The 19762-nt window shown below is 66.5% G+C and carries 17 protein-coding genes; 9 read left to right on the plus strand and 8 right to left on the minus strand.

The window, feature by feature from the left end; all coding sequences use genetic code 11:
• Positions 1-2: 2 nt before the first annotated feature.
• Positions 3-1739 carry an AMP-binding protein gene (locus tag J2848_RS26525; RefSeq protein WP_246194166.1) on the minus strand — a complete coding sequence of 579 codons (1737 nt, stop codon included), beginning with the start codon at positions 1737-1739 and terminating at the stop codon, positions 3-5.
• A gap of 200 nt (positions 1740-1939) precedes the next feature.
• Between J2848_RS26525 and J2848_RS26530 the strand changes: the two genes are divergently transcribed.
• The 7 genes from J2848_RS26530 to J2848_RS26560 all read left to right on the plus strand — a co-directional run bounded on the left by J2848_RS26530 (position 1940) and on the right by J2848_RS26560 (position 10503).
• On the plus strand, positions 1940-2842 hold the full coding sequence (locus tag J2848_RS26530) for an ABC transporter ATP-binding protein (protein WP_211103266.1): 903 nt from the start codon (positions 1940-1942) through the stop codon (positions 2840-2842).
• Positions 2842-4785 carry a long-chain fatty acid--CoA ligase gene (locus J2848_RS26535; protein WP_149233828.1) on the plus strand — a complete coding sequence of 648 codons (1944 nt, stop codon included), beginning with the start codon at positions 2842-2844 and terminating at the stop codon, positions 4783-4785. Before J2848_RS26530 ends, J2848_RS26535 begins: the two co-directional genes overlap by 1 nt.
• Positions 4786-4942: 157 nt before the next feature.
• Positions 4943-5830 (plus strand): branched-chain amino acid ABC transporter permease, encoded by an 888-nt coding sequence (locus J2848_RS26540; protein WP_012975679.1) that lies wholly within the window; start codon positions 4943-4945, stop codon positions 5828-5830.
• Between the two features lie 7 nt (positions 5831-5837).
• Positions 5838-6911 carry a branched-chain amino acid ABC transporter permease gene (locus J2848_RS26545; protein WP_149233829.1) on the plus strand — a complete coding sequence of 358 codons (1074 nt, stop codon included), beginning with the start codon at positions 5838-5840 and terminating at the stop codon, positions 6909-6911.
• Between the two features lie 53 nt (positions 6912-6964).
• Positions 6965-8245, plus strand: coding sequence for an ABC transporter substrate-binding protein (locus tag J2848_RS26550; protein WP_149233830.1), 1281 nt, complete (start codon positions 6965-6967; stop codon positions 8243-8245).
• An 88-nt stretch (positions 8246-8333) separates the two neighbouring features.
• Positions 8334-9188, plus strand: coding sequence for an ABC transporter ATP-binding protein (locus tag J2848_RS26555; RefSeq protein ID WP_376992690.1), 855 nt, complete (start codon positions 8334-8336; stop codon positions 9186-9188).
• A gap of 85 nt (positions 9189-9273) precedes the next feature.
• Positions 9274-10503 (plus strand): phenylacetate--CoA ligase family protein, encoded by a 1230-nt coding sequence (locus tag J2848_RS26560; RefSeq protein WP_149233831.1) that lies wholly within the window; start codon positions 9274-9276, stop codon positions 10501-10503.
• Between the two features lie 43 nt (positions 10504-10546).
• On the opposite strand, the gene J2848_RS36185 is transcribed toward J2848_RS26560, so the two are convergent.
• Together J2848_RS36185 and J2848_RS26570 are read right to left on the minus strand one after the other, a co-directional pair.
• Positions 10547-11170, minus strand: coding sequence for a glutathione S-transferase family protein (locus J2848_RS36185; protein ID WP_149233832.1), 624 nt, complete (start codon positions 11168-11170; stop codon positions 10547-10549).
• 118 nt (positions 11171-11288) lie between these two features.
• Entirely contained in the window at positions 11289-11525 is a 237-nt protein-coding gene (locus J2848_RS26570; RefSeq protein ID WP_149233833.1) for a hypothetical protein, read from the minus strand.
• Between the two features lie 172 nt (positions 11526-11697).
• Here J2848_RS26570 and bla point away from each other — a divergent pair, with 172 nt between their 5' ends.
• Positions 11698-12603 carry a class A beta-lactamase gene (gene bla, locus J2848_RS26575; protein WP_149233834.1) on the plus strand — a complete coding sequence of 302 codons (906 nt, stop codon included), beginning with the start codon at positions 11698-11700 and terminating at the stop codon, positions 12601-12603.
• A gap of 6 nt (positions 12604-12609) precedes the next feature.
• Here bla and J2848_RS26580 read toward each other — a convergent pair whose 3' ends face one another.
• From J2848_RS26580 to J2848_RS26595, 4 genes are all read right to left on the minus strand, one after another.
• Entirely contained in the window at positions 12610-12792 is a 183-nt protein-coding gene (locus J2848_RS26580) for a hypothetical protein (RefSeq protein WP_246194167.1), read from the minus strand.
• A gap of 93 nt (positions 12793-12885) precedes the next feature.
• Positions 12886-13377 (minus strand): hypothetical protein, encoded by a 492-nt coding sequence (locus tag J2848_RS26585; protein WP_149233836.1) that lies wholly within the window; start codon positions 13375-13377, stop codon positions 12886-12888.
• A 38-nt stretch (positions 13378-13415) separates the two neighbouring features.
• Positions 13416-15461 carry a protein kinase family protein gene (locus J2848_RS26590; RefSeq protein ID WP_246194168.1) on the minus strand — a complete coding sequence of 682 codons (2046 nt, stop codon included), beginning with the start codon at positions 15459-15461 and terminating at the stop codon, positions 13416-13418.
• A 181-nt stretch (positions 15462-15642) separates the two neighbouring features.
• The gene (locus tag J2848_RS26595) at positions 15643-17478 is read right to left on the minus strand and encodes a PHA/PHB synthase family protein (protein WP_149233837.1); all 1836 of its coding nucleotides are present in this window, start codon (positions 17476-17478) and stop codon (positions 15643-15645) included.
• 323 nt (positions 17479-17801) lie between these two features.
• Between J2848_RS26595 and J2848_RS26600 the strand changes: the two genes are divergently transcribed.
• Positions 17802-18206 (plus strand): hypothetical protein, encoded by a 405-nt coding sequence (locus J2848_RS26600; RefSeq protein ID WP_149233838.1) that lies wholly within the window; start codon positions 17802-17804, stop codon positions 18204-18206.
• A 94-nt stretch (positions 18207-18300) separates the two neighbouring features.
• Here the strand turns inward: J2848_RS26600 and J2848_RS26605 are convergent, their stop codons facing one another.
• Positions 18301-19716 carry an HlyD family type I secretion periplasmic adaptor subunit gene (locus J2848_RS26605; RefSeq protein ID WP_149233839.1) on the minus strand — a complete coding sequence of 472 codons (1416 nt, stop codon included), beginning with the start codon at positions 19714-19716 and terminating at the stop codon, positions 18301-18303.
• Between the last annotated feature and the right edge of the window lie 46 nt (positions 19717-19762).

Here is a 19762-nt window from a genome sequence, read left to right on the forward strand (position 1 = left end):
GACTATTCGCCCTGCTGCATCTGGATCGCGTCGGACGCCCGGCCGCGGTAATGGATGTTGCCGTCGGCGTCCAGGAAGGCGCGGTCGCCGGTCAGGTAATAGCGCCGGCCATGGCGGAAACGCTGGGCGGTGCGGTCCGGGTTGTTGGCGTAGGATTCGAACCAGAACAGTGGGGAGTGATCGACGTCGATGGCGATCTCCCCGGCGCCGCCCACCGGCGCCTCCCGCCCGTCGGGGTCGAGGATGACGACGCGGAAGCCCGGCATCGGCCGGCCGAGCGAACCGCTGGCGGGCTGGACCGGATCCGCGCCGTCCGGCCCCTCGGACTCGTAGCGGCCGATCCCTTCGGGATCATAGCGGTTGACGATGAAAATGCCAGTCTCGCGCTGGCCATACTGGTCGAGCAGGGGGACCTTCACCGTCCGGTTGGCCCAGGCGATCAGGTCGGGCGGCAGCGGTTCGCCCACCACCGACAGGATGCGCAGCGCGGTCTGATGCGACACGCCGGGATCGGCGCCGTGCCATGCCCGGATCTGCGACGGGGCGGCGGTCAGGTTGGTCACGCCGAACTTGGTCAGCATGCGGTAGCCCTGCCGCACGTCGTAGGGGCCGTCGCAGAAGATCGTCGTCCGCCCCAGCAGCAGCGGCCCGACCAGCCCGTAATAGGCGCCATAGGCCCAGCCGGGATCGGCCATGTTCCAGTAGATGTCGTCGTCGCGCAAGTCGAGGCCGATGCGCATGTACTGCTCGATCCCCGACAGCGCCTTGACCGGCAGCGAGACACCGAGCGGTGTCGGCTCGGATTCCGAGGTGTAGATCAGGGCGAAGGCGTCGCCTTCGCGGTAGCGTGCCACCTCGGCCAGCGGCGCGGCCTCGTGCAGCGACGACCAGAAGGGCATGGCATCGGGGCCGAAGGCCTCGTCACCTTCCACCGTCACCACCGGGCGGGTATTGTCCCGCGGCACCTTGCGGCGCAGGAAGCCGTTGGTGACGATGGCGCGTGCATCGCTGTCGGCCAGCCGGTAGGCGACGGCCGAGGCGGTGTAGGTGGTGAACAGCGGCATGTAGACGCCGCCCAGCCGCCAGATCGCCAGCGCCGTGATCAGCAGCTCCGGCCCCTTGGGCAGCAGGACTGCCACCCGGTTGCCCGGTCCCACCCCCATGCCGGCCAGCACGGCGGCGAAGCGCGCCGAATCACGGGCCAGCCGGGCGAAGCTCAGTTCCGTCGTCTGGCCGGCCACGCTTTCATGCAGCAGCGCCGCCCGCGCGCCGTCGGCGGCGCGGACATGGCGGTCGCACAGCAGGGTCGCCAGCGCGATGGAGTCGCCGCGATATTCCGGCCGCAGGAAGGCCGAAGGCCTCACCATCAGGGCGGGCGGCGAGGGTTGTACCGGCGCCGCTGCCTCCGGCGACGGGGGCAGGGCAGGGAGGGAAGGTGGTGCCGGCGGGCGATGCCGAAGCGCCGCCAGATCGCCCAGCGCCACCAGATCCGGACCCAGGTGATAGCGCTTGCTGCGACCGTCCTGTTCCACCAGCCCGTCGCGCGCCAGCGCCATCAGCAGCCGGTGGGTGGTCGCCTTCGACAGCCCGACCCCGGTCATCAGGTCTGCCAGCCGTGCACCGTCGGTTTCGGCGTCGGCGACCGCGCGCAGCAGGGCGATGGCGCGTTCCAGGCTTTGGGTGCCGCCGGCTGCATTGGGGGCGGCCGAGGGGGCGGCGATGTCGGCGGGACTGTTCATGAGGTCCATCATATGGACCGTGTGGCGGCTTACCGCAACAAAAAACATGCGCTAGCGGAATGTCAGTGTTGAAAACAGAAGGAGGCACGGTATATAGTGCGGAAGTTGCTCATGAAACGGTCCACAATATGGACCCCGCCGGCCGCCAAAGAGCCGGATCGTGACCCCGAGAAGCGGTACCAACAGCAACGGAGGAGGAAATGTCAGGCGCGCCCGTCGCACCACACCCCGGCCCTGGCCAAAATTCCCCTGGCCAAAAGTCGCCCACCACCCAGGCGGAGACCATCTTCGAGGCTCGGGGCGTCAATCTGCGCTTCGGGGGCGTCCATGCGCTGACCGACGTCAGTTTCGGCATCCGGAAGGGCGAGTTGTTCTCGATCATCGGCCCGAACGGGGCCGGCAAGACCTCGATGGTCAACTGCATCTCCGGCCGCTACCGACCGACCGACGGCAAGGTTTATTTCAAGGGACGCGACGTGACGGGGATGACCCCGAACCATCGCGCCTCGCTCGGCATCGGCCGCACTTTCCAGAATCTGGCGCTGTTCGGGCACATGACCGTGCTCGACAATATCATGGTCGGCCGCCACCACCTGCTGAAGAACAACTTCCTGACCGGGTCGCTCTACTGGCTGACCGGTGCCAGGAAGGAGGAGTTGTCCCACCGCCGCGAGGTGGAGGAGATCATCGACTTCCTCGAAATCCAGCATGTGCGCAAGGCCACTGCCGGCACCCTGTCCTACGGCCTGCGCAAGCGGGTGGAACTGGCCCGCGCCATCGCGCTGAAGCCGGACCTGATCCTGCTGGACGAGCCGATGGCCGGCATGAACCTGGAAGAGAAGGAGGACATGGCCCGCTACATCGTTGACCTGAACGAGGAGTTCGGCATGACCGTGGTCATGATCGAGCACGACATGGGCGTGGTCATGGACATCTCGCACCGGGTGATGGTGCTGGAATTCGGCAAGAAGATCGCCGAGGGCAAGCCGGAGGAGGTTCTGGCCGATCCCCGCGTCCGCCGCGCCTATCTGGGCGAGGACGACGAGGAAGAGGCGCCTGCCGCGATCACCGCCGTCGTTCCGCCGCGGAAGGAGGTCGCGTGATGTCCACCTCCACTCTTCCCGATCTGGCCGTCAATGACACCCTGCCGAAGCTGCTGGCCCTGCATGCCCGCGACCATGGCGGCGACATCGCCATGCGCGAGAAGGATTTCGGCATCTGGCGCACCTTCACCTGGAGCCAGGTCCATGCCCGTGTCCGCGCCTTCGCGCTGGGCATGACCAAGCTCGGCGTCGTGCCGGGCGAGGTCGTCGGGCTTCTCGGCGACAACCGTCCCGACTGGGTGATGGGCGAGATCGCGACCCACGCGGTGCGCGGCTACAGCCTTGGCATCTACCGCGATGCGCTGGACGAGGAGGTCGCCTACCTCATCACCTATGCTGATGTGAAGGTGGTGTTCGCCGAGGACGAGGAGCAGGTCGACAAGCTGCTGAACCTCGCCGAGCGGCTGCCGACCTTGCAGCACATCATCTATTCCGACCCGCGCGGCATGCGCAAATACCATGATCCCCGCCTGATGCCGGTCACCGAACTGGTGGCCATGGGCGAGGAACTGCATGCGCAGCAGCCGGACCTCTACGACCGCATGGTCGCGGCGACCAGGGGGGAGGAGGTTGCCATCCTCTGCACCACGTCGGGCACCACGTCGAACCCGAAGATGGCGATGCTGCCGGCCGGCCGGCTGATCCGCCATGTCGCCAGCTATCTGTCGGCCGATCCCAAGGGGCCGGAGGACGAGTATGTCTCGGTCCTGCCGTTGTCCTGGATCATGGAGCAGGTCTATGCGGTCGGCATGGGCATGGTGTCGCGGATGCGCGTGAACTTCGTCGAGGAAGCCGAGACGATGATGCACGATTTCCGCGAGATCGGACCGAGCTTCGTGCTGTTTGCCCCCCGCCTGTGGGAGGCCATCGCCGCCGACGTACGCGCCCGCATGATGGACGCTTCGCCCTTCAAGCAGAAGATGTTCGATCTCGGCATGAAGCTGGGGCTGGAGGCGCTGGCGAAGGGGCAGCGCTCGGCGATGGCCGACGCGATCCTGTTCAAGGCGCTGCGCGACCGGCTGGGCTTCACCAACCTTAAATCGGCAGCGACCGGTGGTGCGGCTCTCGGTCCCGATACCTTCAAGTTCTTCCAGGCGCTGGGCGTGCCGCTACGCCAGATCTACGGCCAGACCGAGACGATGGGCGCCTACACCGTCCATCGCGGCACCGACGTGGATTTCGACACGGTCGGCGTGCCGTTCGACGGCGGCATCGAGGTGAAGGTGATCGATCCCGACCACAACGGCGTCGGCGAGGTCGTCACCCGCCACCCCAACATGTTCGCCGGCTATTACCGGAACGAGAAGGCGACCGTCGCCGACATGCGCGACGGCTGGATGCACACCGGTGACGCCGGCTTCTTCGACAAGAAGGGCCATCTGGTCATCATCGACCGCATCAAGGACATCGCCACCACCGCGCGCGGCGACCGCTTCAGCCCGCAATATATCGAGAACAAGCTGAAGTTCAGCCCTTACGTGGCCGAGGCGGTGATCCTGGGCGACAAGCGCGACTATCTGTCGGCGATCGTCTGCATCCGCTTCTCCATCGTCGCCAAATGGGCGGAGAAGAACCGCATCGCCTTCACGACATACTCCGATCTGTCCTCGAAGCCGGAAGTGTACGAACTGCTGCGCAGCGAGGTGGAGCGGGTCAACCAGACGCTTCCCGAATACCAGCGCATCTCCAAGTTCCTGCTGCTCTACAAGGAGCTTGACGCCGACGACGGCGAGCTGACCCGCACCCGCAAGGTGCGCCGCGGCGTCGTCGCTGAGAAGTACGGCACCATCATCGACAGCATCTATGCCGGCCAGCCGAAGATCGACGTGGACACGACGATCGCCTTCCAGGACGGCACCAAGCAGCGCATCCGCACGACGCTGACCGTCATCGATCTAGCTCCCGCCGCCGCCAAGGCGCCGCGGCAGCCGGTTGCGGCGTGACGCTTATGTGCATGGAACTGACCCCTCTCCCCCCCGGGGAGAGGATGGGTGAGGGGGAACCGCCTGCCGGACGCTCCTCGCCATGCAACCCCCTCACCCTAACCCTCTCCCCGGGGGGGAGAGGGAATAACGCGATCCTCACGGGCGAGGCCACGCCATGACCCTTCTATTTCAGCTTCTCGTCAACGGCCTGATCGTCGGCGCGCTGTATGGCGTGGTCGCCATGTCCTTCGTGCTGATCTACAAGGCCAGCCGCATCGTCAACTTCGCGCAGGGCGAATTCCTGCTGATCGGCGCCTGGACCTGCTGGTGGCTTCTCACCAGTTGGCAGCTGCCCTTCTGGATCGGCTTCCCGATCACGCTGGCCTTCATGCTGGCCTTCGGCGTCATCCTGCAGATCGTCGTGCTGCGGCCGATGATCGGCGAGCCGATCATCTCCGTCATCATGGTGACGATCGGCCTGTCCATCGTCTTCCAGGCGGCGATGAAGTGGATGTTCGGCGTCTTCGCCAAGCCCTTCCCGCCGATCTTCGCCAGTCCCACCATGAATTTGTTCGGGCTGGAGGTGCAGACCGTCTACGTCATGTCGCTGGTTATCTCGATCCTGATCATGGCGGGCTTTGGCTGGTTCTTCAAATATTCGCGGGTCGGCCTCGCCATGCGGGCCACCGCCTTCGACCAGCAGGTGGCGCAGTCGCTGGGCATCTCGGTCCGCCACATGTTCGCGATGAGCTGGGCGATCTCCGCCATGGTGTCGGCGGTGGCCGGCGTCACGGTGGGTGTGGTCAACGGCGTGTCGTCGGCGCTGTCCTTCTTCGGCATCAAGGTGTTCCCGGCGGTGATCCTGGGCGGCCTCGACAGCGTCATCGGCGCCGTGGTCGGCGGCCTGATCGTCGGCGTGCTGGAAAACATGGCGCACTACCTGGACAGCCAGTGGCTGAACTGGGGCAACATGTACGAGATCGCGCCCTTCTACGTCCTGATCGCCATCCTGATGATCAAGCCCTACGGCCTGTTCGGCACCAAAGACATCGAGCGCGTGTGAGGCCCCCATGGCATCCGTCAGCATCATCCCGAGCGGCGATTACAAGACGTCCTACGGGTCCGACACCACCATCTTCCCGACCAGGACCAGCCGCAACTTCGCGATCCTGGGCGTGATCCTGCTGCTGGCCTGTCCGGCCTTCATGGACCGCTACTGGCTCAGCCTGCTGATCCAGATCGGCTATCTCGGCATCGCCGCGCTGGGCCTGAACATCCTGGTCGGCTTCACCGGCCAGATCTCCATCGGCCATTCCGCCTTCTTCGGTTTCGGCGCCTTCGCCTCGGCCTGGGCCAGCAACAGCCTGGGCGTTCCGGTGGCGCTCGCCATCCCGCTGGCCGGCGTGATGACGACGCTGGTCGGGCTGCTGTTCGGCATGCCGGCGGCGCGGCTGAAGGGCCTGTATCTCGCCATCGCCACGCTGGCGGCGCAGTACATCCTGCAGGACTTCTTCGCGCGGGCCGACTGGTTCACCGGCGGCACCGCCGGCACCATCGCCGAGCCGCTGACCATCTTCGGCTTTGCCTTCGACACCGACGAGCGCTTCTTCTACGTGGCGCTGGTGGCGCTGGTGGTGATGTACATCCTGGCCACCAACCTGATGCGGACCCGCGACGGCCGCGCCCTGGTGGCGGTGCGCGACCATTATCTCTCCGCCGAGATCATGGGCATCAACCTGACGAAGTACCGGACGATGTCCTTCGGCATCTCCGCCTTCTATGCCGGTATCGGCGGCGCGCTGTACGCCCACTATCTCCAGTTCGTGTCGGTCGAGGGCTTCACCATCCTCTTCTCGATCCAGTTCCTGGGCATGATCATCATCGGCGGGCTGGGATCGATCATGGGCACGCTGATGGGCACCGCCTTCATGGTCTTCCTGCCGGAGGCGATGCAGGCGCTGACCAAGCTGGTCAGCGGCACCGCGCTCGATACCGCGCTGAACCTGAAGGACAACATCGCCTTCCTGCGCGAGATGTCGATTGGCCTCGTCATCATCCTGTTCCTGGTGTTCGAGCCCGACGGGCTGGCCCACCGCTGGAAGCAGATCAAGGCCTACTGGAAGCTCTATCCCTTCTCGCACTGATCCTGACGCTTTCGCCGATCAACAAACAGAACAGAATGGGGAGTAAACGCACCATGTCGATCAAGACCGCGCTGTTCGCGACTTCGGCTCTTCTGCTGGCGACCTCCGCCACCGCTTATGCCGACATTCCGGTCGGCCATCTGGCGGACCAGTCCGGCGCCACCTCGGACGTCGGCGTGCCCTATGCGCAGGGCGTCGCGGACGCGCTGGCCTACATCAATTCCAAGGGCGGCATCAACGGCACCAAGCTGGCGGTCGACACCGTTGACTATGGCTATCAGGCGCCGCGCGCGATCAGCCAGTACAAGAAGTGGTCGTCGGGCAGCGACAAGATCGCCGCCCTCCAGGGCTGGGGCACCGCCGATACCGAGGCGCTGACCGGCTTCGTCGGCAAGGACGAGATCCCGGCCTATTCCGGTTCCTACTCCGGCCACCTGACCGACCCGACCGGCAAGGGTCCGCACGGCTCCAAGCCGGCGCCCTACAACTTCTTCTACGGTCCATCCTATTCCGACGCGTTGCGTGGCATGCTGATGTGGGCGGCGGAGGACTGGAAGAAGCAGGGCGGCCAGGGCAAGCCGAAATACGTCCACATGGGTGCCAACCACCCCTATCCCAACGCGCCCAAGGATGCCGGCGAGCAGCTGGCCAAGGAGCTGGGCTTCGACGTGCTGCCGGCCGTGCAGTTCGCCCTGACCCCCGGCGACTACACCGCCCAATGCCTGACCCTGAAGGAGGCCGGCGCCAACTACGCCTATCTCGGCAACACTGCCGGCTCCAACATCTCGGTGCTGAAGGCCTGCCAGACGGTCGGCGCCAAGGTGCAGTTCATGGGCAATGTCTGGGGCATGGACGAGAACGCCGCCAAGGCCGCCGGCGCTGCCGCCAACGGCGTGGTGTTTCCGATGCGCACCGCCGTGACCTGGAATGCCGAGGTGCCGGGCATGAAGACGCTGAAGGACATCTCCAAGATCTCCGACGCGTCGGGCAACGCCTACCGCCCGGTGCATTACATGGCCGGCGTCTGCACCGCCTTCTACATGAAGGAGGCGATGGACTGGGCGTCGAAGAACGGCGGCGTCACCGGCCCCAACATCCGCAAGGCGATGTACCAGAAGAAGGATTGGGTCCCGGCCGGGCTGGAGGGCGTCTGCGTTCCCTCGACCTGGACCGACGCCGACCACCGCGGCATGACGGCGGTCAACATCTACCGCGCCCAGGTGACGGGCGACACCGGCGCCAGTGTCGCCGATCTGGTCAAGGCCGGCACCATCAAGCTGGAGAAGCTGACCACCGTCGACGTTCCGCGCAAGCCGGAATGGCTGGGCTGGTAAGCCGCTGAGTACCCGGCGCCTCCGTACTTCATCGACGGGGGCGCCCCCTTCTTCCGACCGGTCATCTTCCGAAAAGCTCAGGTGCCGCATGCTGAACACCGCCACGGCCGCTTCGACCAATGTTCCAGTCGCGCCACCCGTCACGGCTGCGAAGCGGATGATGCTGTCCGTCAACAACATCGAGGTCGTCTACAACGACGTGATCCTCGTGCTCCGCGGCCTCAGCCTGGAGGTGCCGGAGGGTGAGATCGTGGCCCTGCTGGGTGCCAACGGCGCTGGCAAGTCGACGACGCTGAAGGCGATCTCCGGCCTGCTGAAGACCGAGGACGGCGAGGTCACCCGTGGCGACATCACCTTCGCCGGCGAGCGCATCAACGGCATCGACCCCGACCGGATCGTCCGCAAGGGCATCTTCCAGGTGATGGAGGGCCGGCGCATCATCGCCGACATGACCTGCCTGGAAAACCTGCGCCTCGGTGCCTACACCCGCCGCGACAATGGGGTGAAGGACGACCTGGACATGGTCTTCAGCTATTTTCCCCGGCTGAAGGAGCGCACCGGCCTTGCCGGCTACCTGTCCGGCGGCGAGCAGCAGATGCTGGCGATCGGCCGCGCGATGATGGCCCGGCCGAAGCTGATCCTGATGGACGAGCCCAGCATGGGCCTGTCGCCCCTGATGGTGAAGGAAGTGTTCAGCATCGTCCAGCAGATCAACAAGGACCTTGGCGTCACCATCCTGCTGGTGGAGCAGAACGCCCGCATGGCCCTCCAGGCCGCAACCCGCGGCTACATCATGGAGAACGGCAAGGTCGTGCTGGACGGCACCGCCGAAGAGCTGCGCAACAACGAGGACGTGAAGGAATTCTACCTCGGCGGCGGCAACGAGGAGCGCAAGAGTTTCAAGAATCTGAAGAGCTTCAAGCGGCGCAAACGCTGGATTTGAGGGGAGTGGCCGGGCGTCAGCGTGCCGATGCCCCACCGCCGATGCCCGCCACCTGATCGGCCGACCCCTGAACGGACGAACGACCATGACCGATTACTACGACGACCTCGAAACCCGTTCCTCCGACCGGCGCGAGGCCGAACAGTTCGCGGCGCTGCCCGCCCATCTGCACTACGCCAAGGACGCGTCCCCCTATTTCCGCCGGCTGCTGGCCGACATCGACCCGGCGGCGATCCACGACCGCAACGCGCTCGCCACCCTGCCGGTGACGCGCAAGACCGACCTAATCGCGCTCCAGCAGGAAAATCCGCCCTTTGGCGGTCTGGCTGCGGTGGAGATCGGCCGGCTGGCCCGTGTCTTCGCCTCTCCTGGCCCGATCCATGATCCGGAACCGCATGGCGTCGATCCCTGGCGCAGCGCCCGCGCGCTGTTCGCCGCCGGCTTCCGCGCCGGCGACCTCGCCCACAACTGCTTCGCCTACCACCTGACCCCCGCCGGATCGATGTTCGAGACGGGGGCGCATGCCATCGGCTGTGCCGTCATCCCGGCCGGCACTGGCAACACCGAGATGCAGGCCCAGGTCGTCGCCAGCCTGAAGCCGTGCGGCTATATCGGCACGCCCGATTTCCTGAAGACCATCCTGGAGAAGGGCGACGCGCTGGGGCTGGACGTCTCCTCCATCCGCATCGCCTGCGTGTCGGGCGGCCCCTATCTGCCCGACGCCCGCGCCTTCTACGAAGCGCGTGGGCTGGAGGTCACCCAGTGCTACGGCACCGCCGACCTCGGCATCGTTGCCTATGAGACCGCGGCGCGCTCCGGGTTGGTGGTGAACGAGGGTTGCATCGTCGAGATCGTCCGCCCCGGCACCGGCGACCCGGTTCCCGATGGCGAGGTGGGCGAGGTGGTGGTGACCATCTTCAATCCGGCCTATCCGCTGATCCGCTTCGCCACCGGCGACCTGTCGGCGGTGCTGCCGGGCGCCAGCCCCTGCGGCCGGACCAACATGCGGCTGAGGGGCTGGATGGGCCGCGCCGACCAGACCACCAAGGTCAAGGGCATGTTCGTCCACCCGAGCCAGGTCGCCGAGGTGCTGCGCCGCCATCCCCAGGTCGCCCGCGCTCGTCTGGTCGTCGGCCGCCAGGACGCCAGCGACACCATGACCCTGCGCTGCGAAGCGGAGGAGACCGGCGAGGCGCTGTCGACCGTCATCCGCGAGACCCTGGCGTCGGTGACGAAGCTGAAGGGGGCGGTCGAGTTCGTCGCGCCGGGGAGTTTGCCGAATGACGGCAAGGTGATCGACGACACACGGGGGTAAGATGTTGCGGCGGGATGCCCGCCGCAACGGCCTTGATACTACCTCAGCACTCGGCATCTGCCGACGGCATCAGCTCGTACTGCGGCTTGTAGCCCGGCTGGGTGCGGATGCGGTCTGCCCAGGCCTTGACGTTGGGATAGTCCTTCTCATCGACCGCGGATTCGCTCAGCAGGTCGATCCAGGGGAAGGCGAAGATGTCGGCGATGGTCAGCCGTTCGCTCTCAATGTAGCTGTGGCCGGCCAGATGCTGGTCGAACAGTTTCAGCCCGCTGGCCGCCGAGGCGTCGAGCCAGGGCAGGGCGTTGGCGTCGCCGTTGAACTTGCGCACCGCACGGGCACGCTGGACCGGCAGCAGCACGTCGGCCAGCCAGCTCAGCCATTCGGCAAGCCGCAGCTTCTCCGCCTCGTCGCGGCCACCGAACTGGCCGGTCTGTTCGGCCAGATAGGTCAGGATCACGCTGGATTCCGAGATCGAATGGTCGCCATGCACCAGCGTCGGCACCCGGCCGAAGCGGTTGATCGCCTGATATTCCGGAGACTTCTGCTGACCGGCCCGCAGATCGAGATGGCGGTACCGGAAGGGGATACCGGCCAGCCGGAAGAACAGGGCGATGCGGCTCGCGGGCTGGGAATTCACGTTGCCGTAAAGGATGAAGGGCGCGGTCACGATCTCTGTCTCCCTGATTTGCGGCCCGAACGGGTCGGGACCGGTGTTGCCGGGAGGATGGCCTCAACCACCCCGGCCGCGCCAGTGGAAAGCGTGGCCGGGCTCCGCATGGGTAGCCTCAGGCTGGCCGCCGCAGCGCCAGCCCCGACGCGGCGATGCGGAAGCCGCCGTCCGGCGTCGGCTCCACCGCTTCGCCGTCGACGAGGCGATAGCTCTTGCCCTCCGGCACCCAGCCGGCGGGACCGCGGAAGGTCACCATCTGGATGAAGCTGGTCATCTCGACCACCGCATGGACGCTGCCGTCCTCGGCCGTCGCCTCGAAGCGGTCCGTCTCCATCTCCTGACGCAAAGGCATCGGCCTGCTCCCTCCCTCATCCGCCTCTTGCCGCGGTGCCCCATAGCCTGCCATGGCGACACGCTGGCAAGGCATAAGTTTAATTATGGTCTTCCGCGAGGAAAGCTCGTTTGCCGGCCTTCGTCGGGATTTCTATCGTCCGGCCATCGCAACGACGCGGAGGGAGGTTGGAATGATCGGACGACGGGGGTTCCTGGCGGCAACGGGTGGGGTTCTGCTGCTGTCAGCGGCCGGGGCGCAGGCTGCGGAATCCAGTAAAAACAAAGCAGCCAAAGGGAGCGGCGACGAGGCGTTCGCGGCGCGCATGACGGAGCTGGAGGGGCGCACCGGCGGGCGGCTGGGTGTCGCGGTGCTCGACAGCGGGACCGGGCGGCTGCATGGCTGGCGCGGCGACGAGCGGTTCCCGATGTGCAGCACCTTCAAATTTCTATTGGCTGCTGCCGTCCTGAAGTCGGTGGACCAGGGCAAGGACCGGCTGGACCGGCAGATTCCGGTGACCAAGGCCGATCTGGTGCCCTATGCGCCCTTCTCGGAGAAAAGGCTGAACGGCACGCCGCCGACGGTGGCCGAACTGTGCGAGGCGGCAATGACGCTCAGCGACAACGTCGCGGCGAACCTGCTGCTGCCCGGCGTCGGCAACCCGGCCGGCCTGACCGTCTTCCTGCGGAGAATCGGCGACAGGATCACGCGGCTCGACCGCAACGAACCGACGCTGAACACCGCTATTCCCGGCGACCCGCGCGACACCACCACGCCCGCCGCCATGGTGCACAGCATGGAACGCCTGCTGGTCGGCGACGTGCTGCGGCCGGACTCCCGCCGGCAGCTGATCGACTGGATGGTCGCCAACAAGACCGGCGACAAGCGGCTGCGCGCGGGTCTGCCGGCCGGCTGGCGGGTCGGTGACAAGACGGGGACCGGCACCAACGGCACGGCCAACGACATCGCCATCCTCTGGCCGGAGGGCCGTGCGCCGCTGCTGGTCGCCAGCTACCTGACCCAGACCGCGGAGGGTTTCAAGCAGCAGGATGCGATCCATGCCGAGGTGGCGCGGGCGGTGGCGGGGCTGATCGGCTGAGGCGGCTCAGACGGCAGGCGAGGGATGCGGCGGCTGGGCCCATCGTACGATGGAGCGGACGGCGTTCAGGGCGTTCACATTGTCCTGAATGTGGAAATGCCGCCGCAACTCGACGACGGCCGCCCATTCGCCGCTTTCGTGAAACGCCCTTTGGATTGCGGCGGCTTCATCCTGGCTGACGCTGAACATTCCAACCTCATGGCCGACCCTGCGGCCCTCTTCCCCGATCATGCCCCGGCGAGGAGTCCGGTTGCAAGTCCGGCGGTCGGTCTATTTTGGGGTTCAGGCGCTTTCCATTCCGGCGTCCGGTTCCATGCCGCCGGACTCGTCGAAGTAATCGCCGGCCACGTCCGGTCCCCATTCCTGGACCAGCGCCACCTTCTTCTGCTTCAGCACCTCAACCCGCTTTTCGGCGCGGGTGACCTCCATGCCGGCGACCATCGGCGGGATGCCGTAATAGATGCCCCAGCCGACGGCGGCGGCGCTGTACATCACCAGCCAGGACAGCGGGTCGGCGAAGACCTTCGCCGCGGCGCCGATGGTGTGCTGGTGCTTCCACAGATCGATGGCGAAGGGCATGCAGCCGCAGAAATTCAGTCCCCCGACGGTGATCGGCGCCGATTTGTCGGGGTCGCGGTCGACGACATAGGCGACGATGGTCGGGATCATGCCGATGCCGAACAGGATGGTGGTCGGCAGCACGATTAGCGCCGCCGGAACGATCAGCAGGATCAGCGTGAGGGCACCGCCCTTTTTCTTCTTCTTGCGCGCCATGGCGATCCCCCCGTCGATTCCGATTTTACGCGATGCGGTCAGAAAGCGAAGAACAGGATGATGCCGGCGACCAGCACGGTCGACAGCAGGCTGGACACGATGGCGGCGACCTGCCGGCCGGACGTCTCGATGATGGAGTTGCGGTCGGCGATGGTGTGGCGGATCTTGTCCATCTCCGCGTCGGCCTCCCGATAGGCGATCTGCGCCGCCTCGAACTCCAGCCGGTCGCGGCGCAGCGATTCGGGATCGTCGACCACCTTCAGCAGCTCGGTCAGCCGGCCGTTGTGCGCGGCGGCGTCCGCCATCTTGCGGACCTCCTGCTGCTGCGGCCGGTTGTGGAAGCGGCGGAAGGCGGGGTCGAGCAGAGCCACCACCCAGCTGGCCAGATGGGTCAGCCCGTCCACCCCGGTGCGGGCCTGGATGTCCGACAGGATGGTCAGCATGGCGATGATGCGCCGCATCGGCTCCACCCCGCTGCCGAGCTGGGTGAACAGCAGCTCGTCCCCGCGCTTGTGGCGGGCGCCGAGGAAGGCGGCGATCTGGCGGTCGATGGGATCCTTGTGCCGCTCGCCCCCCGCGGCGATCCAGTCCAGCGCCCGCAGCAGCTCGGCCGGGGTGGTCGGCAGCTGCCTGGCGACCAGGCCACTCATGCAGGGCATGGTCGGGTTCATCTCGTACAGCACGCGTTCCACCCCCAGCCCGTGGCTGGAGCGATCGAGGAAGCCGCGCAGCTGGTCGAAAGTCTGCACCAGGGGCACGAATTCCGGTTTGAAGTCGGACTGGACGTTGACCCAGAACATCGGCAACTGGTTGGCGAGCACCTCCGCCACGGCCTGGGGGGATTCGCCGCGCATGAAGGCATCGGCCAGCATGGTGGCGATGCCGTCCGGCATCATCGCCCGGCCGCGGTAGCGGATGGGTGCGGCGGGGTCGAGGGCAATGCAGACGCGCGCCACCAGCCGGTCGCCCTGGCTGCCGCCCTTGCCGCTGGAGGCGGTCTGGATGGCGTTGCTCACCGCCTCCGCCCGCACCTCGTCGCCCATCGACCGGCGCAGCCACTTGTCCAGCTCTCCGCTTTCGATGACGGAGGCGGCGGCGGGGGCGTGGCGGGCGAAGGCGCGGGCCAGCGTGCGGCAATGCCAGTATTCCGAGCCCTGGAATTCCAGCGGACGGGCGGCGCGGCGGGAAATCTGCGGCTGCTTCGGGCTGAGCCGGCGGCCGGCCACCCACAAATCGAGGTCATTCAGCGTCCAGCGCTGCTTCGGGTCGTCGACCAGCAGGCCGCGCACCACCTCGTTGATCGCCAGCGGCAACCGGTGCTGCTGGACCAGCGCCGGGTAGGACCCGCGCTCCATCTTCGCTTGCAGCACCGCCTCGTCGTCGAGGCCGGCCAGTGGGTTGCGGCCCAGCGCCAGGATCAGCAGGGTGACGCCCAGCGAATAGAGGTCGTCGGCCATGGTGCCGGTCCCGCGCCCGGCCGGGCTGGCCATGCCGCGTTCGATCGTCTCCAGCAGGACCGGCTGGCCATAGCCGGGCTGCGTCGACACGCAGTCGCCCAGCATCAGCCCGCCACCCGCGAGATCGCGGTAGAACAGGTTGGTCGGGCGGATCGCGCCATGGACGACGCCGCGGCTCGACAGTTCCTTCAGCGCCGAGACCAGCGGATGGACGATCTGCCGGGTCAGCTGGTCTTCCGGCATCGGGTCCAGCGTGTCGGTCAGCGATCCCATCAGCCGCTTGCCGCCCGGCCGTTCGAACACAAGGCAGAAGCGCCGCCCGCGGTCCTGCGGCCAGTCCACCAGCCCCCAGTCGAGCAGCCGCATGTGGCTGGCGTTGTCGAGGCTGCCGACGGTGGAGCAGATATCCATCCGCGGCAGGACCGCGGCGTGGCAGATGATGGCGAAGGGCTCGATCCGCTTCTCGCGCAGCGCCTTGGCGGTGAAGGCGTTGCCGCCGACGGCGTTCAGCAGCGGGATCGGCGCGCCCGGCTGGATCTCGTAGCGTTCGGCGAGCTTGACCGGTTCGGCGTTCGCCATCGCCGCCGTGGCGGCTCCCATCGTACCTGTCTGGGCGTCGGATGGCATGAACGGCGGATCCCCGGGGCGTGCGAATGTGCGCAGGCGTTAGCTGGCGTGAAAAGGGCAAACAAACCCTTAACGTGAGCGTGCGCAACACTATCGGATTGGACCGAAAAGGAAAACCCCCGCCGGGACGGGCGGGGGTTTTCCGTGCAGATAAGCGCAAAGAAAGCGCCTCCGCTCGGCCTTACTCGTTCTTGACCTTGACGTAGGAACCCGGCGCGTCTTCCAGGGCGGGTAGGGCGCCGTCGCCGGGCTGGCGGGCGGGAACCTTGCCATTGGCGTACTGGCCGACCCACTTGTTCCATTCCGGCCACCAGGAGCCGGGGGTCTGGGTCGCCTTCTCCAGCCACTCGTCGGAGGTCTTGGCCAGCTTGTCGCTGGTCCAGTAGCAGTATTTGTTGGCCGCCGGCGGGTTGACGACGCCGGCGATGTGGCCGGACGCACCCAGCACGAACTTGACCGGGCCGCTGAACAGCTGGGCGCCGGCATAGGTGCTCTTCCACGGGGCGATGTGGTCCTCGCGGGCCGACAGGAACAGCGTTGGCACCTTGACCTTGGTCAGGTCGATCGGAACGCCTTTCAGCGTCACGGCACCCGGCTGCGCCAGCATGTTCTTCTGGTACATGTTGCGCAGATAGAAGCTGTGCATCGCCGCCGGCATGCGGGTGCTGTCGCTGTTCCAGTACAGCAGGTCGAAGGGGAAGGGGTCCTTGCCCAGCAGGTAGTTGTTGACGACGAACGACCAGATCAGGTCGTTGGCGCGCAGCATGTTGAAGGTGGTCGCCATCTTGGCGCCGTCGAGATAGCCCTGTTCGGCCATCTGCCCTTCGATGAAGGTCAGCTGCTCCTCGTCGATGAAGATCGACAGCTCGCCGGCCTCGGCGAAGTCCAGCATGGTGGTGAAGAAGGTGGCCGACTTGATGCGGTCGTCCTTCTTGACCGCCATGTAGGCCAGCGTCGAGGCCAGCAGCGTGCCGCCCAGGCAATAGCCGATGGCGTTGACGTCGCGCTCGCCGGTCGCCTTCTCGATGGCGTCCAGCGCCGCCAGCGGACCTTCGACCATGTAGTCTTCGAAGCCCTTGGCCGCCAACGTCTCGTCCGGGTTGACCCAGGACAGGACGAAGACGGTGTGGCCCTGGTCGACCGCCCACTTGATGAAGCTGTTCTTCTCGCGCAGGTCGAGGATGTAGAACTTGTTGATCCAGGGCGGCACGATCATCAGCGGACGCTTGTTCACGTCCGGCGTGGTCGGCGTGTACTGGATCAGCTGCATCAGGCTGGTCTGGAAGACGACCTTGCCCGGCGTGACCGCGATGTTCTTGCCGAGCTGGAAGGCGTCATAGTCGGTCATGGAGATGCGCAGCTCGCCCTTGCCGCGCTCCAGATCCGTCAGCAGATGCTCCAGACCCTTGACCAGATTCTCGCCGCCGCTCTCGATGGTCGCGCGCAGCACCTCCGGGTTCGTCATGACGAAGTTGGAGGGCGCCATCGCATCGACGAACTGGCGGGTATAGAAATCGACCTTCTTGGCGGTGTGGTCGTCCAGCCCCTCGACCTGATTGACGGTCGACTGCATCCATCGGGCGCTCAGCAGGTAGGACTGCTTGATGAAGTCGAACAGCGTGTTCTCGTCCCAGGCGGCGTCCTTGAAGCGGCGGTCGTCCTTGGCCGGGGCGATGACCGGCTGGGTCTCCTGCCCGAAGAATCGCTGGGTGGTGCGCTGCCACAGGGTCAGGTAGTCCTGCCACAGCGACATCTGCGCCTGCATCAGCTTGGCCGGATCGGCCATCATGCGGGTGGTCATTTCAAGGAAGGCATGACCGACGCCCATCGGATCCGGGCTCTTCGGGCCGGCGCCGTCGGCGGCCTGCCGCGCCAGGAACTCGGAGACCAGCCGCTGGCTCTGTTCGGCGATGCGGGTCATCGCCCGCGACATCTCGACCGGATCGGGAAGCTTGACGTCGGGCACCTGGGGGGAAGCCGGGTTGGAAGCCTGAGGGGGGGCCTTGGTCTCGGCCATGAGCACGGTCCTTCTTCTTTGGGCGGGTGTCGCGTCGTCTCGGTCTCGGAGGCCTGCGTCACCTTGGGTCCGCCGGATCGGGCTTGCGCCAGATTGGGCTTTGGGCCTTGCGGACGGGCGGCTATACAGGCTTGCGGGGATGGTCTTCAGGGGCGATGTCTCGGGACGTTCTGCACCATGTCGCTGTGGGTGGCGTGCGGCGGTCAGGCCTTCTGGTGCGGTGCGGGAGAAATCCGGGACCTCTCATACACCGCAGATGTGAACATTTCATTTCGCCGATCGTCGCACAAGTGTGGCGTATCGGCCAGACACGGGGAAGGATGATGGTGACGGGCAGTCAGGGGAACGGTCGGGGCATCGCAGCGGCCGGGCGGGCGTTCGGCGCGCTTGCCGTAGCGTTGCCAATGGTTTTCGGGCTGTCGGCCTGCAGCGACCGGATGCTCGACACCGGCCCGCTGGGTGCCATTACCGGCGAGCCTTCGCCGGTCAGCGACAATTCGTCGCCGGTTCGTGGTATGAGCGGAACCAATGACGAGTACCCGAATCTCGGCACCGTCCCGCAACGTCCGACCGATCTGACCACCGAGGCGCAGCGCCAGCAGGCGATGGACCGTCTGGCCCAGGACCGTGCGGCATCCCGCCGCACGCGCGAGCAGACGGAGGCGATCCAGGTGCCGGAGCCGCTGCCGATTCCGCCGAAGCCGGATCTGCGTCCGGGCAAGAGTTGAGAGTTTCGGACAAGGAAAAAGCCCCCGACCGGTTGGTCGGGGGCTTTTCTCTAAGAGGAAAGACAGGTTGGGGACTGATTCACCCCCCACTCGGTCACTCCTGGATGAACGCCTTCACATAGGACTGGCGCAGCGGCTGGATCAGGTAGTCCAGCGGGGTGCGGGCGGACAGCACGATGCGGGCCTCCACCGGCATGCCGGCCTTGATCTTCAGATTGCGGACCTCGTGGCTGTCGGCGTCCTTCAGCCGGATCCGGGCCAGATAATATTCCTGACGGGTCGCATTGTCGGTCAGGCGGTCGGCCGACACGTAGGACACGGTGCCGTCGATGGTGCCGACGACGCGGCTGTCATAGGCGGTCAGCTGCACCTTCACCGGCAGGTCGACGGCCATCGACTTGATGTCCTTCGGCTGGATGCGGACCTCGGCCAGCAGGGCCTTGTCGTCGGGAACGACGTCCAGCACCGGCTCGTTGGCGGTGATGGTGCCGCCGACGGCCGGGTGGCCGTACATCACCACGTTGCCGGCGTCCGGCGCCTTGATGGTGCGGTTGTCCAGGCGGTTCTTGGCGTCGCGGATCTGCTCGGCCAGCTTCTGGGCGTCGCCACGGGCCTTGTCCAGCTCGACCAGCACCTTTTCGCGGAAGTCGCTGCGGCGGCGGACCAGATCGCCCTGGGCGTCGACCGCCTGCTGGCGCGACTGCGACATGCGGGCTTCCAGCTCATGGTCCTGGGCGTGGAGCTGCGCGTTCTCCTTCTGCGCCGCCACCAGCTTGGTGCGGGTGGAGTTGCCGCGGTCCAGCAGGCCCTGGGTGATCTGGATGTCCTCATCCGACAGCTTGATCTCGCGGGCCAGGAAGGCGCGCTGCTTCTCCAGGCTGTGCACCTCGTCGCCCAGCGTGGCGATGCGGTCCTGGGTCAGCTTGGCCTCGGTGTCGAGCTGGTTGCGGCGGACCTGGAACAGCTTCTCCTGGTTCACCATGGCGTTCTCGACTGCCGGCTCCTTGGCGCGGCGGGCGGCGAGGGCGTCCGGCCATTCGATGGCGGGCTTCTCGAACAGTTCGGCCGACAGGCGCGCTTCAGAGGCCAGCGTGTCGAACAGGGCGGCGTTCAGCATCTCCAGCCGGGTCTGCGCCTCGGTGCTGTCCAGCCGCATCAGGACCTGGCCAGCCTCGACCCGGTCGCCCTCATTGACCAGGATGGCGCTGATCACGCCGCCCTCGGTATTCTTCACCACCTTGCGGCCGGTCTCCGGTGCCAGCGAGCCCGAGGCGCTGATCGCGCTGTGCAGGGGGGCCACCGCCGCCCAGCCGGTCATGCCGCCGAAGCCGACCGCCAGGACCAGGAAGCCGCCCAGCAGCAGGCCGCGGGCATTGGTTTCCGGCATCGCCGCCCGCAGCGCGTGGATCGAGGTGATGGTCGCGGTCTTGCGTGACGGCTTGCCGGAGGGGGTTTCGGAACCGTTGTCGCTGGACAGCGGGGCGGGGAAGGTCGTGGTCATCGTGGTCATGGGGCTTCCTTGGCTCTGTCGGGTCGGGCGTCAGCCGGATGGTCGG

Source organism: Azospirillum lipoferum (assembly GCF_024170005.1).
GTDB lineage: Bacteria > Pseudomonadota > Alphaproteobacteria > Azospirillales > Azospirillaceae > Azospirillum > Azospirillum lipoferum.

Coding starts and splice junctions, on each gene's coding strand:
- J2848_RS26525 (WP_246194166.1), bottom strand. CDS start 1,739: ATGAACAGTCCCGCCGACATCGCCGCCCCCTCGGCCGCCCCCAATGCA.
- J2848_RS26530 (WP_211103266.1), top strand. CDS start 1,940: ATGTCAGGCGCGCCCGTCGCACCACACCCCGGCCCTGGCCAAAATTCC.
- J2848_RS26535 (WP_149233828.1), top strand. CDS start 2,842: ATGTCCACCTCCACTCTTCCCGATCTGGCCGTCAATGACACCCTGCCG.
- J2848_RS26540 (WP_012975679.1), top strand. CDS start 4,943: ATGACCCTTCTATTTCAGCTTCTCGTCAACGGCCTGATCGTCGGCGCG.
- J2848_RS26545 (WP_149233829.1), top strand. CDS start 5,838: ATGGCATCCGTCAGCATCATCCCGAGCGGCGATTACAAGACGTCCTAC.
- J2848_RS26550 (WP_149233830.1), top strand. CDS start 6,965: ATGTCGATCAAGACCGCGCTGTTCGCGACTTCGGCTCTTCTGCTGGCG.
- J2848_RS26555 (WP_376992690.1), top strand. CDS start 8,334: ATGCTGAACACCGCCACGGCCGCTTCGACCAATGTTCCAGTCGCGCCA.
- J2848_RS26560 (WP_149233831.1), top strand. CDS start 9,274: ATGACCGATTACTACGACGACCTCGAAACCCGTTCCTCCGACCGGCGC.
- J2848_RS26570 (WP_149233833.1), bottom strand. CDS start 11,525: ATGCCTTTGCGTCAGGAGATGGAGACGGACCGCTTCGAGGCGACGGCC.
- bla (WP_149233834.1), top strand. CDS start 11,698: ATGATCGGACGACGGGGGTTCCTGGCGGCAACGGGTGGGGTTCTGCTG.
- J2848_RS26580 (WP_246194167.1), bottom strand. CDS start 12,792: ATGTTCAGCGTCAGCCAGGATGAAGCCGCCGCAATCCAAAGGGCGTTT.
- J2848_RS26585 (WP_149233836.1), bottom strand. CDS start 13,377: ATGGCGCGCAAGAAGAAGAAAAAGGGCGGTGCCCTCACGCTGATCCTG.
- J2848_RS26590 (WP_246194168.1), bottom strand. CDS start 15,461: ATGCCATCCGACGCCCAGACAGGTACGATGGGAGCCGCCACGGCGGCG.
- J2848_RS26595 (WP_149233837.1), bottom strand. CDS start 17,478: ATGGCCGAGACCAAGGCCCCCCCTCAGGCTTCCAACCCGGCTTCCCCC.
- J2848_RS26600 (WP_149233838.1), top strand. CDS start 17,802: ATGGTGACGGGCAGTCAGGGGAACGGTCGGGGCATCGCAGCGGCCGGG.
- J2848_RS26605 (WP_149233839.1), bottom strand. CDS start 19,716: ATGACCACGATGACCACGACCTTCCCCGCCCCGCTGTCCAGCGACAAC.